This is a genomic window from Paraburkholderia sp. IMGN_8 (assembly GCF_038050405.1).
GTDB lineage: Bacteria > Pseudomonadota > Gammaproteobacteria > Burkholderiales > Burkholderiaceae > Paraburkholderia.
Genome location: NZ_CP150900.1, coordinates 3,306,998 through 3,320,455, shown reverse-complemented (window position 1 = coordinate 3,320,455; position 13,458 = coordinate 3,306,998). Strand labels below are relative to the sequence as shown.

The following is a 13,458-nucleotide window of genomic DNA, read 5'->3' as shown; positions in this document are numbered from 1 at the left end:
CCCGTAGGCGCCCTTGTGACGGACCGCCGCAGCGAGCGTGCGGACCAATTTGGTATAGTTACGGATTGTAAGGACGACCTTACGCATCCGCTACGAACGGGGACGGCCCCATCTGACCATGGAGTTGTCTCCTGTCCTGGTTTCTTCTATTGATTGCCGGTTTGCTCGAAGTCGCGTGGGCGGCCGGTCTCAAGACCTCCGAAGGTTTCACCCGGCTCTGGCCGTCCGTGTTCACGCTCGTGACCGCTCTCGGCAGCTTCGTCCTGCTCGCGATGGCCATGCGTCAACTGCCGCTCGGCACCGCCTATGCGGTGTGGACAGGGATCGGCGCGGTCGGCGCGTTCATTTTCGGCATTGTGATGATGGGCGAAGCATTGACGGCCGCGCGAGTGGCGAGCGCGTCGCTGATCGTGATCGGATTGATCGGCCTGAAGCTCTCCTCGGGGCATTGAGCTGCTGTCGGCAGGGTGGTTGCTGCGAGTCTGCGCGCGCTTAATTTTCACTCCGGGTCGCGCGCCTATTCGAGGCCGCCATTTGTTCACCGCTCTGCGTTCTGCGAATTAACGTGGCTATAATGAAGTTGAATCCAACCTGAAATTGCCCGCGGCCTATTTGGCGCGGCCGGCTTGGCGCGGGTCTGACGACTTCGGTGCGGCGGCTTCCTTTCCTTTGCCCGTCGAAGCGCCCGGCACGCACAGCGCGCCTGGAGGCGGCCATGCTTGAATCACTTTCGCTTGCTGCTGGCCTCTCATGGGGCAGCGGTCTGCGCCTCTATCTGACGGTCTTGCTGGCCGGCGTGCTCGAGCGCCTCGGCTTCATCCATCTCCCCGACACACTGTCCGCACTGTCCTCGCCGTGGGTGATCGGCGTCGCAGCTGTACTGACGGTCGCCGAATTCCTCGCCGACAAGATTCCCGCCTTCGATTCCTTGTGGGACGCGATCCACACCTTTATCCGCATTCCGGCCGGCGCCGTGCTGGCCGTCGGCGCGCTTGGTCATGCCGATCCGGCGCTCCTGACCGTCGCCGCGCTCGCGGGCGGCACGCTGGCCGGCACCGCGCATCTGGCGAAAGCGGGCACACGCGCGCTGATCAATCTGTCGCCGGAACCGGTCTCCAATGTCGTGACCTCGACCGCTGAAGACGGCCTCGTGTTCGGCGGCATGCTGCTCGCGCTGTTCGTGCCGCTTGTGTTTCTGGTGCTGATGGTGGGTTTCCTGATGCTGGCGGGCTGGGTGTTGCCGAGGCTTTGGCGCGGAGTGCAGGGCGGTTTCCGCGGGATGGCGACGCACATGGTGTCGCGTTTGGTCAGGAGCAGGCACGATTGAGCGATACGGTACGAGGTTCGACGGCGCGTGTTGCATCAAGCTCGCGACGCCGGTTTAGCAGCACCGACTTGCTGCACCAGGCCATCCGCATGACGGTGCGCGACTGGCGCGCGGGCGAACTGACAATGCTGCTGCTGGCGCTGGTGCTGGCCGTCGCGGCTTTGTCGAGTGTCGGCTTCCTGGCGGACCGGTTGCATCAAGGGCTCGAGCGTGATGCACGCCGCATGATTGCCGCCGATTTCATCGTGCGCGCCGATCATCCAGTCGATCCGGCATTCGCCCAGCAAGCCACGGCGCTCGGTCTGAATACGGCCAGCACCGCGATCTTTCCCAGCATGATCAATTCGACCGGCGCGCAACCGGTCTCGCGCCTCGCCGCCATCAAGGCGGTGTCGCCGGGTTATCCGTTGCGCGGCGCGTTGCGGATCGCATCCGCGCCTGGCGCGGCGGATCATCCGGCGCAATCGATTCCGCCGCCGGGCATCGCCTGGGTCGATCAGGCGTTGCTCGACGCGTTGAAGCTGCATGTCGGCGACACGGTAAAGGTCGGCAATCGCAACTTCACGATCGGCGCGATGATCACTCGCGAACTGGATCGCGGCTTCTCGTTCGTCAATTTCTCGCCGCGTTTGATGTTGCGCGCCGACGAGGTCCAATCGACTGGCCTCCTCACGTTCGGCAGCCGCGTGACCTATCGGCTGCTGGTGGCGGGTACGGATGCGTCGGTCGCGCGCTTCGCTCAGTTCGCGCATGACAAGGTCGACGGCGGCAAGATGCGCGGCGTCGCGCTCGAGTCGTTGCAGGACGGCCAGCCGCAAGTGCGTCAGACGCTCGACCGTGCGAGCCACTTTCTCACGCTCGTCTCGCTGCTCACCGCATTGCTCGCGGCGGTAGCGATCGCGATGGCCGCGCATCGTTATATGCGCCGGCATCTGGACAGCTGCGCGGCGATGCGCTGCCTCGGCGTCAGTCAAGCGACGCTGCGCGCGCTCTTCACGCTCGAATTCTTCGGCCTCGGTTTGATCGGCGGGGCAGTGGGCGTTGCGCTCGGCTATGCGGGACATCTTGCGTTGCTGACGTGGCTCGGCAGTCTGATCGATGTCGCGCTGCCGTACCCGAGCGCATGGCCGGCGCTCGAGGGCATCGCAGCGGGTCTCGTGTTGTTGCTCGGCTTTGCGTTGCCGCCGCTCCTGCCGTTGACGCGCGTGCCGCCGGTGCGGGTGCTGCGTCGCGAATGGGGCGACGCGGGGCGCACCGCGTGGGCCGCCTACGCCCTTGGCATCGTGCTGTTCGCCGCGCTGCTGATCGTCGCGGCGGGCGAGCTGAAGCTCGGCGGTATCGTCGCGGGCGGTTTTGCGGGCGGCTTGCTGGTGTTCGCGTGCATCGCGCGGCTGGCGTTGTGGGGCGCCTCGCGTTTCGTGCGCAGCGAGCGGGTCAATGCGGGGATCGGCTGGCGGTATGCGCTGGCGTCGCTTGAGCGGCGCGGCGGTGCGAGTGCACTGCAGATTACCGCGCTCGGCATCGGCTTAATGTGCCTGTTGCTGATCGCGATGACGCACAACGACCTGGTAGCCGGCTGGCGCAAATCGACGCCGCCCGATGCGCCGAATGAATTCATCATCGACATCCAGCCCGACCAACGCGAAGCCGTCACGCAATATCTGAGCGCGCATGGTGTGCCCGGCACGGTGCTCTCGCCGATGGTGCGCGGCCGGCTGATCGCGATCAACGGCAAGCCGGTCAATCCGGACGCGTTCAAAGGCGACGATGCAAGGCGCCTCGTGGACCGCGAATTCAATCTGTCGTACACGACGACGCTGCCCGAGGACAATCGACTTTCCGATGGTGCGTGGTACGGCGACACGAAAACGCCGCAGATTTCGATTGAGCAGGGGCTGGCGAAACTGATCAATGTGAAGCCTGGCGACACGCTGCGCTTCGACGTGACGGGCTTGCAGATCGACGCGCCCGTGACGAGTGTGCGCAAGCTCGACTGGGGCTCGTTCAAGGTCAACTTTTTTGTGCTGATGCCACCGGCGGCCTTGCAGGATTTCCCGGCGATGTTCATCACCAGTTTTCATCTGCCGCCTTCGAGGCAGGCGACTATCGATGGTTTGATCTCTGCTTATCCGAACCTCACTGCGATCGACACTGGTCCGATTCTGGCGCAGGTACAGCGCGTGTTGCAGCAGGTGATTGGCGCGGTGCAGTTTTTATTTGCGTTCACGCTCGCGGCTGGGGTGCTGGTGCTGTACGCGGCGCTGGCCGGCACGCGCGATGAGCGTATGCGAGAATCTGCGCTGCTGCGCGCACTGGGGGCGTCGCATCGCCAGGTGCGGGCGGTGCAGATTGCCGAGTTTGTCGCGGTGGGCGCGCTGGCGGGGCTGATGGCGGCCGTGGGCGCGCAGGTGATTGGATGGGTGCTGGCTACCCGCGTGTTCGAGTTTTATCTGAGTTTTGATCCGTGGTTGTTGCCGGCGGGTATTGCTGCCGGGATTGCTTGTGCTGGGGTTGGCGGCTGGCTCAGCTTGCGGCATGTGCTAACGCGACCGGCGTTGCAATCGCTGCGGGATGCGTGATTTCTTTTTTGTTTTGTGACTGGGTATGAGCGATCTTAACGACGAAGGGTCCACGGCGGGACCGACGGCCTTCGAACTGGTGGGCGGTGAGGCTCGCGTGCGCGAGTTGGTCGACCGGTTTTATGACTTGATGGATCTCGAAGCGGAATTCGCCGGGATTCGGGCTTTGCATCCGGAGTCGCTCGATGGCTCGCGGGACAAGTTTTTCTGGTTTCTGTGCGGATGGATGGGTGGGCCCGATCATTACATCAGCCGGTTTGGGCATCCTCGGTTGAGGGCTCGGCATTTGCCGTTTGCTATCGCTTCCGGCGAGAGGGATCAGTGGATTAGGTGTATGGCCTGGGCCATGGAGGATGTGGGGCTTTCTGAATCGCTGCGCGAGAGGCTGTTGGGGTCGTTCTTTGAGACCGCTGACTGGATGCGGAATCGGAATGGTTAATGGTTTTTTGTCGCCGTAGGCGGTGATTGGTTTTTTTTTTGCCTTTCGCGTCGGCATTTTTCTGTTTGCCTACGGCGGTGGCCTTTCCTTGATTTCTTGGTGGTCTATTGGCGTCGCCCCTGTGCGGGGCAGGCACTTACTTTCTTTGCCGCCGCAAAGAAAGTAAGCAAAGAAAGCGGCTTCACGCCGCTAATTCTTAAGCGGGTCCCCTGGCTTGGAGCTCAGGATTACCCACATCTGTGCCGGGATAGCGCTTGTAAACAGCTTGAGGTGGTGTTAACTTGAGGCACCGCCACAGGAACCAGACGCAATTGCCTTCGACCGAGAATCAGGATGACCAGGACGACTGGGCCGACATCGAATTCGGTGCGGCAAATCTGGGCGATGCCCGTTTGACGAATCGGCTCGTTGCACTGGCACGCCGGCTTGCCAGCACACCGGACTGCTCGTTTCCACGCTCCATGGATGCCGCCGAACTCAAGGCGGCCTATCGCTTCTTCGATAACGACCAGGTCGATACGGACGGTGTGCTTGCACCTCACGTAGACCAGACGCTCAAGCGCATGACCCAGGTGCCAGTCGTGCTCGCGGTGCAGGACACAACCGAATTCAACCTGACGCATCTGGGCGCGACCGAAGGCCTGGGCTACGGCACGGGCAACCAGTCGCGCGGCTTCATGCTGCACAGCCTGCTGGCCGTGACACCGGAAGGCCTGCCGCTCGGCGTGCTGGGCATGAAGACGTGGGTGCGCGATGACGCAGATCTGGGCCGCAGGCGTCAACGCTCAAAGCGCGACTTCAATGACAAGGAAAGCGTTAAATGGGTTGAGGGTCTGAACCATCTGGCAGCCCTTAAGACCCGATGTCCCGATACGCGCATGGTGGGCGTGGGCGACCGCGAAAGCGACGTCTATGAAGTGTTCGTGGCCGAGCGGCCTGCTGGCGTAGACTGGCTCATTCGTGCGGCATGGGACCGTCGGACGGCGCACCCCGAGCGTTATCTCTGGGACACGGTGACGGCGAGCGCCCCCTTGGGCGAAATCGAGCTGGAGTTGCCGGCACACCGCAACATGGCCCGGCGCATTGCGCGTCTGACGCTGCGTTGCACGCAGGTCAGCCTGATTGCACCACCCAGAGCGTCGACCAAAGGCACCGGGCGCGCCCGGCTCACCCCGGTGGAGGTGTTTGCAATCCACGCACTTGAAACCGATCCGCCAGCGGGCGTCGAGCCGCTCGAGTGGATGCTGCTCAGCTCTGTGCCCACGCTCACGCTGAGCGATGCACTTGAACGACTCGAATGGTATGCACGTCGCTGGACGATCGAATCGTGGCATCGTGTGCTCAAAAGCGGCTGTCGGATCGAGGCGCGCCAGTTCGGCAATCTTGAACGGTTCGTCCGCGCGACCGCGCTATTTGCAGTGATCAGCTGGCGAATCATGTACGCCACGCTGCTGGGTCGGGCCGACCCGGATCTGTCGTGTGAAGTGCTACTTCAGCCCGACGAATGGCGCGCGCTTTACTGCCGCGCCAACCGCACCTCAAAACCACCGGTGGCAACGCCTTCGCTAGGCGAAGTCGTACTGTGGATCGCCAAACTCGGCGGTTATCTGAACCGTAAGCATGATCACCCGCCCGGGCCCACCGTCATGTGGCGAGGGTTCCTGGTCCTTCACGAAATCACCGAGATGTACCGGATCTTTAGCCAGGACGGGTGATTCACATCACGAGATGTGGGTAATCCTGAGGGCTTGGAGGAGGCAGTGGAGCATCTGGAATCTGTGCCCTCGCGCATTCGGCGTGAGTGACAAGGCAGTCATACTTCCGGCGGCGCTGCGCGCGCCGTGGCGGTACTTCACAAAATCGATGGGACGTAGGTACCTTCGGATCATTCTTCCCGCCTCTCGCTGCGTGCTCGCCGGAACGGTCCACCAGAAAAGCCGGTGGCTTCGTTTGCGCGCGATGGGGACCATCGGCTTTGCCTCGGCGAGTCGCTGAATTGTGGAAAAGCGGGCCACTTCGCCGAACGAAACGCAGCCGTGAGCTACGCTAGCGCAGCAAAGGCAAGCTGTTACGCTTGAATAACCGCAGGCACGGAAGTACCTGACGGTATTGCGAAGTACCGCTGCGGCGCGTGTAGCGCCGCTGAAAGCGTCAAGCGAAACGTTGACGCGAAAACGGCCGACGGTTTTATGAAGTACCGCCACGGCGCGCGGAGCGCCGCCGGAAGTATGACTGCCTTGTCACCGGCGCGGAATGCGCGAGAACACTGATTCCAGATGCTCCACTGCCTCCTCCAAGCCAGGGGACCCGCTTAGCATTAGCGGTTTGAGCCGCTTTCTTTTGCCTACTTGTATATTCCCTCCTGTGGCGCCGATCCGATCAGTTGTCGCCACATGGACAGTCAGCTCGTCTGCCTAAAGTGCTTCGAGCCCGCAGAAAAGCCTGAGCGACTGTCCTTTTCATCCTCTTAACCCGAACAGTTGACTGAGCCCCGAGCTCGTATTTTCCTGCAAGTATGGGTACCGTGATGAACCAGCCTTCTTCTTCCGTTTATATCGGCATCGACGTCAGCGGCAGCACCCTCGATGTCGCCATCCACGACACCACCGAACATTTCAGTGTCGACAATGAAACCGTCGCCATCGACCAGCTGGTCCAGCGCCTTGGCGCGCTCAATCCCACACTGATCGTCATGGAGGCCACCGGCAAGCTCGAGCTCGCCGTACTCAGGGCGCTCTGTCAGGCCGGACTGCCCGCTGTCGCGGTCAATCCCCGACAGGTGCGCGACTTCGCCAGGGCCACCGGCACGCGCGCCAAGACCGATCGCATCGACGCGTTTGTCATTGCTCAATTCGCCGCTGCCATCAAGCCCGTCGTGCGCCCCCTGAACGATGTACAGACCGAGCAGTTGCAGGCCCTGCTGCTGCGCCGGGCCCAGCTCATGGACATGCTGGTCGCCGAGAAAGCACGCCTGGAGCGCGCCCATGCCGCAGCCCGCGGGAGCCTGAACGATCACATCAAGTGGCTCAAACAGCAGCTCAGGCTCGCGGATCATGACATCGATTCGTTCCTGCGTTCTTCACCTGCCTGGCGCCAGAAGGAAGACCTGCTGCGCTCCGTGCCCGGCATCGGCCCCGGCGCTGCCGCGACGCTGATCGCCTTCATGCCCCAGCTCGGCTCGCTGAACCGCCGCGAGATCGCCGCACTCACCGGCGTCGCACCTTTCAATTGCGACAGCGGCAAGCATGTCGGCAAGCGTCGCATCCAGGGCGGCCGCGCCATCGTGCGGCGCGCGCTGTACATGGCCTGCGTGCCTGCGCTGCGCTTTAACCCCACCATCAGGGCGTTCTATGACCGTCTGCGCAACGCCGGCAAGCCGTTCAAGGTTGCCATGACGGCCTGCATCCGCAAACTCATCGTCACGCTCAACGCCATGGTCCACAACTCGACACCCTGGAGACCATCGGCTGACTGACTTCCGGCAGGGTTGCGTCCGGCTGTTGCGCTTTTAACGCAAGCATTCACGCCGCCCATGCCCACCTTCTGCAGGTTGCTCAATCGTGCGGGTCGCGAGGATTACGCGCGCCCACAAAATGCTCTCCACGACCGACAATTCGCACCTTGAGGGACAGCTCGCCGCTTGACTTCCAATACGGTTGCTTTTCTTTGCGGCCGGCGCCCCGAAGGAAGTCCACCTGGTGGACAAAGAAAAGTAGGTGCCGCCCCGCACAGGGGCAACGCTAATAAACCAATAAGAAAAGAAAAAGCCAATACCGTAGGCACACAGAAAAATGCCGCCGCCAAAGGCAAAAAAACAAAAGCAAAGCCCAACGCCCCAAGCAAACAGCCAAACACCGCCGCAGGCGATAATAAACTCGCTATAGCGAAGAAGACCCCCCGAGACCCGATCAATGAACCCCTACACAACAGCGGCAGACTACGCCGCCTTAAACCCCCAGGCCCGCGCAGCACTAGATTGTTGGTTCGGCGCCCCGAACGCCCCCACCTTCGGCCAACCGCGCAAGCGGTGGTTTTCCCGCGATAAAGCTTTCGACGCGATGCTACTGGAACGCTTCGGCAACCTAATAGACGCGGCACGCGAAGAAGACACCCTCGACAACTGGAAAGAAACCCCGCTCGGCGCGTTGGCGCTAATCATCATCCTCGATCAGTTCTCCCGCAACTGCCACCGCAACACGCCACGCGCTTTCGCCGCCGATCAAAAAGCGCTGCACATCGCGCAACAGATGATTGCAACCGGTGCCGACAGCTTATTGCCTACAGCACATCACCGCGCATTCGCATATCTGCCTTTCGAGCACGACGAAACCCCCGCCAGCCAGCACGAATCACTGCGCCTATTCAAGCAGCTCGAGGCTGAACCAGGCGGCGAGTCCTACTACTCGTTCGCGCTCAGACACGCGAAAGTCATCGAGCGCTTCGGACGCTTTCCACATCGCAATGCGATACTCGCACGACCCTCGACGGCTGAAGAAACCGCCTTCCTGCAAGAGCCCGGCTCGTCGTTCTAAGCCGATTGAACCCACAACTGATCGCCGCGCCGGCAAAGCGCTTTAGTCGCCGCGTGCGACCGGCATAGGTGTCCGCACGAACACGCGCAATAGTTCGTCGTTGTCGCCCGGACGCGCGCCTGACCAGAACAGGCGCCAATCGCCCGGCGGCGTGTGGGCATCGTCGCGGCGGCTCTGCTCGATCAGCCAGGTGCATGTGGTCGCGTCGGTATTCGTGATCGGCCGATGCTCGATACCGGTGTAGTAGTACAGCATCGGCGCTTCCGATTCGCCAAGGCCCTTGCTGGCCATGCAATCGCCGTTCTTCCATGCGATATTCATTTGGGCGCGGAGGTTTTCGAACACCGAGCGGTAACTCTTCCCATAGTCGAGCCACGGCAGCAGCAGCGTGCTCACAAGTCCCCATGCGACGATCGCGCCCGCGCACCAGCTCAACGCGCCGCGCCATTTGCCGGTGTGCTTGAATACCGGCAGCAGCCACAGCCAACCGAACGTCAGTAGCAGGCCGGCCGCGATCAGTCCGGGTTTGACCGGCATCACCCAGTCGAGCGGCAACCAGCGGCCAAGCCGATGCAACAATCCGTGAGTCTCGACAGGGCGGCTCATGATCGACCAGACGATCCACGCAAGCGCGGCCACACTGCCGAACAGCACGCGGCTTACCATGTCCCAGCTTGCGTGCAGACGCTGCGGAAGCTTCTCTATACCCTGCATCGCCAGCAGTGCAAGCGGCGCGATAAACGGCAGGATGTACAGTTCGCGAATCGTGGCCGAGCTTTGCAGCACCGCAAAGCCGGTGCCCGCGAAGATCGCCGGCAGCGCGACGCGCGGATCGCGCCAGCGGCGCCACCCGCCGCCCGCGAGCGCGGCCAATGCAAGCGGCACGACCGGAAAGCCGACGCTCAACACCGTACGTAGCACGAACAGATGGCTCTCGCTTTCAGAGCCGAGTGCAGCCACCGAAAAGCCGAAGAAGCGGCCGATGTTGTTGTCCCACAGCCAAAGCTTGAAGAGCGCTTCGGAGCGCAGATAGAAGAAGATCGGCCAGATCAGCGCAAACGGCGCGCAGACGAGTGCGGCTATGCCGAGCGCGCCTGCAAAGCTGCGGTTGCGGCAAGCAGGATAGAGCGCCAGCGCCGCAACGGTGGTCGCGCCGAACACCAGCGGCACGAACAGACCCTTGGCGAGCAGCGACACGCCGACGCCAGCACCGAACATCGTGGCCGCGCTCAGGATGGCGTGGCGTCGGTGGCGTGCGTCGACTGGCAACAGGCGGGCTTCGTCGCGCAGATGCACCAGCACCAGTTCGAACAGGCCGCAGAAGCCGAGCGCGGCGCCGGCCATCAGTGCGACGTCGGTCATCATGTCGTGCACGTGTTTGATGACCACGAGTGTGCTCGCGAACAACGCGAGCGTGCCGATCACGCGCACGTCGAACCAGCTCGGCTCGGCTACCGCGCGGCGGGCGACGCGTGCGGTGTAGTAGACGGTCAGTGCGGCGAACAGCGCGCTCGCGAGGCGCGCCGCATCATGCAATGGGAGATAGCGGCCGAACATCCAGGCGAGTCCCGCGGCGACCCAGTCGTAAATCGGCGGCTTTTCGACGAAAGGCTGCCCGGCGTTGGTCGGTACGACGAGGTCGCCGGTGTCGAGCATGTGCTGGATGATGCCGAACGTGTAGGTCTCGTCCTGTTTCCACGGCTCGTGTCCCAAGGTGCCGGGCAAGAGCCACGCGCACAGGATCGCCAGCGCGACGAGCCACATCAGCGGGCGGGCAGCAGTGAGCGCGCGCAAGCGCTGGGCGCCACGCGAGGTGCGGTCGGTGGGGCTCGCCGTGCCCGCTGGGGCTGCGGGTCCTGCGGGCGCTTCGGCTGTGGTTGCAGTTGCGGCAGCCCGCCGGCCCGACGAGCCGGCGTTGCCTTCAGCGATGTCCGCCGAGTCGGGGCGCGCCTGCTCCGGCGCACTGTCGGCAGGGCCGGCCGGCGCGGCTGTGGCGTGCCCCGTGCGCCAACGCGCGGATGGGTTTTCGTGCATGAAGATCTCTGGTCGCCGTGCGCGGCGGCATGGGCCGCGAACTTATGCAATGGCTGTGCGTCGCGTGCGGTTGCACACGCTCCGCGCGATTGTAGCCCCAGTTTATTACGGTCGATTACGGAAAAAGCGAAGGTAATGGGCGTAATCGAACAAATGGCGTCGATTCCGCATCAGATCGATGGGAATTCATACTTGGAAGGGGGAAAAGCGGCCGTGGGAAACGGCCTGTCGCTCAGAAAGGAAGAGGGCGGCTCAGCGACCGCCGGTCACGTCGAGCAGCGCGCCGGTCACGTACGAGGCGGCATCGCTCAGCAACCAGACGATCGTCTCGGCAACTTCGTCGGCGCTGCCGGGACGGCCAAGGGGCGTTTGCGCACCGAGCTGGGCGGCGCGGTCCGGCTTGCCGCCGCTCGCGTGGATTTCGGTGTCGATCAGGCCGGGGCGCACGGCATTCACGCGCACGCCCTGCGGGCCGAGTTCCTTGGCGAGGCCGATTGTCATGGTGTCGACGGCGCCTTTCGAGCCGGCGTAATCGACGTATTCGTTCGGCGAGCCTAACCGCGCTGCCGCCGACGAGATATTCACGATCACGCCACCCGCGCCGCCGCGATCTTTCGACATCCGGCGTGCGGCTTCGCGCGCACACAGATACGCACCGAGCACGTTGACGTCGAACAGGCGCTTCAGGCGCGCCAGCTCCATATCGGCGAGCTGCATCGACGGCGCGACGATGCCGGCATTGTTGACGAGCGCATCGAGCCGGCCGAAGGTCCGTTCGACGGCATCGAACATCGCGATCACATCGGTTTCGTTGGCGACGTCGCCGGCGATCGGCAGCGCGCGGCCGCCCGCGCGTTCCACTTCGGCGGCGGTTTCCTGCGCGGCCGCGAGGTTATGCGCGTAGTTCACGCCAACCGACCAGCCGCGCGCACCCAGCAAACGGGCGGTTGCGCGGCCAATGCCGCGGCTGCCACCGGTGATCAGAACGGCTTTCGTCATCGCAACCTCATCGTGTGAAAGCGGCCCACGCAGAACGCGCGGGCTATTCGGTGACCGGAACGCAGGCCGTGGAAATCAAACCTCTTCGCGTTTGACGGCCCATTTGTCGGCGGCGGGCGGCTGATAGCGCTGCAGCTTGCCGATCAGTGCGACAGGATCGGCATCGATCTGCAGGATGTCGAAGTAGGTTTGCCGCATGAAGCCTTCGTCCACCGTGTGCTGGAGCAGATTGATCAACGGATCGTAGAAGCCGTCGATATTCAGCAGTGCCACCGCCTTCTGGTGATAGCCGAGTTGGGCCCACGTGTAGACCTCGAACAGCTCTTCGAGCGTGCCCGCGCCGCCTGGCATCGCGACGAACGCGTCGGACAGGTCGGCCATCATCTTCTTGCGCTGATGCATGTCGGGCACGACATGCAATTCGGTCAGGCCGTTGTGGCCGACTTCCTTGTTAACCAGCAGTTCTGGAATCACGCCGATCGCACGGCCGCCTTCGGCCATCACCGTATCGGCGATCACGCCCATCAGACCTACCTTGCCGCCGCCGTACACCAGCGCGAGGTCCGCTTCGACCAGCGCATGGCCGAACGCGCGCGCGGCTTCGGCATACAAAGGTTTGGCTCCGTCGGAGGAGCCGCAAAATACACACACCGAATTCATGCTCAAACGTCCTTCGGTTCGTTACGGGGCGCGGCGCCTTCCTTGGGCGGCAGGTAGTCGTAGAACTCGCGCTTGGGCAGCTTGCCCGAGATGAGATCGTCGAACAACTGCCGGGAGCGGCCGCGCAGATAAGGCGCCATCAGCGAAACGATCTGCACGCTCACCTGATGCAGTTCCGCACGAATCGTTTCCTGCTCGTTGTACTTGCGCGGGTTCATCACGAATTGATACGACAGCCAGTACGTGCCGATCACGCCGACGTTGGTCGCGATCACGTGCAGTTCTTCGGGCGTTGCAACCATTTCGCCGTCGGCGACGAGTTGCTCGCAGAACTGATTCGCAAAGCGCACCTTGTGGCTGATGATCTGTTTGAAGTGCGTCTCCAGCGTGCGATTGCGCGCCAGCAGATCGTTCAGGTCACGATACAGAAAACGATAGCGCCAGGTGAAATCGACCATGTACTGCAGGTACGACCACATCTCGTCGATCGTCGCTCGGTGATCGTCGGGAAAACGCAGACGCTTTTCGATCTCCTGCTCGAACTGGCTGAAGATGCTGTTGATGATGTCGTCTTTGTTGCGGAAGTGGTAGTACAGGTTGCCTGGACTGATTTCCATTTCCTCGGCGATCGTCGTCGTCGTGACGTTCGGCTCGCCGATCTCGTTGAACAATTTCAACGACAGTTCGAGGATCCGTTCGCGGGTGCGGCGGGGAGGTTTGGCTTCCATGTCGTCCGGCCCTGGTTACGCCGGGCTGAACGCGTGGCGGCGTGCCGCTTTCGCGTGATCCACCCGGACGCGGTTGGTATAGTTGAGCGCCCCAAACCTGTCGCTGCGCGACAGGCCCTCCGAGGGGGCAATCCCCCAATCCCTCAATCCCTCAAGGGGA

Annotated in this window: 11 protein-coding genes; 7 read left to right on the top strand and 4 right to left on the bottom strand. The window is 62.9% G+C overall.

Going from position 1 to position 13,458, the window contains the following annotated elements:
* Window positions 1-131 precede the first annotated feature (131 nt).
* The 7 genes from sugE (at window position 132) to WN982_RS15185 (ending at window position 8,877) form a co-directional block, all read left to right on the top strand.
* Window positions 132-452 carry a quaternary ammonium compound efflux SMR transporter SugE gene (gene sugE / locus WN982_RS15215; protein ID WP_341315801.1) on the top strand — a complete coding sequence of 107 codons (321 nt, stop codon included), beginning with the start codon at window positions 132-134 and terminating at the stop codon, window positions 450-452.
* Window positions 453-715: 263 nt separating this feature from the next.
* Entirely contained in the window at window positions 716-1,327 is a 612-nt protein-coding gene (locus WN982_RS15210) for a DUF4126 domain-containing protein (protein ID WP_341312778.1), read from the top strand.
* Window positions 1,324-3,906, top strand: a complete 2,583-nt coding sequence (locus WN982_RS15205; RefSeq protein ID WP_341312777.1) for an FtsX-like permease family protein — start codon at window positions 1,324-1,326, stop codon at window positions 3,904-3,906. The genes WN982_RS15210 and WN982_RS15205 overlap by 4 nt, the downstream gene beginning before the upstream one ends.
* 25 nt (window positions 3,907-3,931) lie before the next feature.
* Window positions 3,932-4,345: a group II truncated hemoglobin gene (locus tag WN982_RS15200; protein ID WP_341312776.1), complete on the top strand. Its 414-nt coding sequence runs from the start codon at window positions 3,932-3,934 to the stop codon at window positions 4,343-4,345.
* A 311-nt stretch (window positions 4,346-4,656) separates the two neighbouring features.
* Window positions 4,657-6,060, top strand: a complete 1,404-nt coding sequence (locus WN982_RS15195; RefSeq protein WP_341312775.1) for an IS4 family transposase — start codon at window positions 4,657-4,659, stop codon at window positions 6,058-6,060.
* Between the two features lie 812 nt (window positions 6,061-6,872).
* Window positions 6,873-7,820: an IS110 family transposase gene (locus tag WN982_RS15190; RefSeq protein WP_341312542.1), complete on the top strand. Its 948-nt coding sequence runs from the start codon at window positions 6,873-6,875 to the stop codon at window positions 7,818-7,820.
* A gap of 436 nt (window positions 7,821-8,256) precedes the next feature.
* Window positions 8,257-8,877: a DUF924 family protein gene (locus tag WN982_RS15185; protein ID WP_341312774.1), complete on the top strand. Its 621-nt coding sequence runs from the start codon at window positions 8,257-8,259 to the stop codon at window positions 8,875-8,877.
* Between the two features lie 42 nt (window positions 8,878-8,919).
* On the opposite strand, the gene WN982_RS15180 is transcribed toward WN982_RS15185, so the two are convergent.
* From WN982_RS15180 to WN982_RS15165, 4 genes are all read right to left on the bottom strand, one after another.
* Window positions 8,920-10,911 (bottom strand): glycosyl transferase, encoded by a 1,992-nt coding sequence (locus tag WN982_RS15180; RefSeq protein WP_341312773.1) that lies wholly within the window; start codon window positions 10,909-10,911, stop codon window positions 8,920-8,922.
* Between the two features lie 252 nt (window positions 10,912-11,163).
* The gene (locus WN982_RS15175) at window positions 11,164-11,910 is read right to left on the bottom strand and encodes an SDR family oxidoreductase (protein ID WP_341312772.1); all 747 of its coding nucleotides are present in this window, start codon (window positions 11,908-11,910) and stop codon (window positions 11,164-11,166) included.
* Window positions 11,911-11,985: 75 nt separating this feature from the next.
* On the bottom strand, window positions 11,986-12,570 hold the full coding sequence (locus WN982_RS15170) for a TIGR00730 family Rossman fold protein (protein ID WP_341312771.1): 585 nt from the start codon (window positions 12,568-12,570) through the stop codon (window positions 11,986-11,988).
* Between the two features lie 2 nt (window positions 12,571-12,572).
* Entirely contained in the window at window positions 12,573-13,298 is a 726-nt protein-coding gene (locus WN982_RS15165; RefSeq protein WP_341312770.1) for a TetR/AcrR family transcriptional regulator, read from the bottom strand.
* Window positions 13,299-13,458: the final 160 nt, after the last annotated feature.

Coding starts and splice junctions, on each gene's coding strand:
- WN982_RS15210 (WP_341312778.1), top strand. CDS start 716: ATGCTTGAATCACTTTCGCTTGCTGCTGGCCTCTCATGGGGCAGCGGT.
- WN982_RS15200 (WP_341312776.1), top strand. CDS start 3,932: ATGAGCGATCTTAACGACGAAGGGTCCACGGCGGGACCGACGGCCTTC.
- WN982_RS15190 (WP_341312542.1), top strand. CDS start 6,873: ATGAACCAGCCTTCTTCTTCCGTTTATATCGGCATCGACGTCAGCGGC.
- WN982_RS15185 (WP_341312774.1), top strand. CDS start 8,257: ATGAACCCCTACACAACAGCGGCAGACTACGCCGCCTTAAACCCCCAG.
- WN982_RS15180 (WP_341312773.1), bottom strand. CDS start 10,911: ATGCACGAAAACCCATCCGCGCGTTGGCGCACGGGGCACGCCACAGCC.
- WN982_RS15175 (WP_341312772.1), bottom strand. CDS start 11,910: ATGACGAAAGCCGTTCTGATCACCGGTGGCAGCCGCGGCATTGGCCGC.
- WN982_RS15170 (WP_341312771.1), bottom strand. CDS start 12,570: ATGAATTCGGTGTGTGTATTTTGCGGCTCCTCCGACGGAGCCAAACCT.
- WN982_RS15165 (WP_341312770.1), bottom strand. CDS start 13,298: ATGGAAGCCAAACCTCCCCGCCGCACCCGCGAACGGATCCTCGAACTG.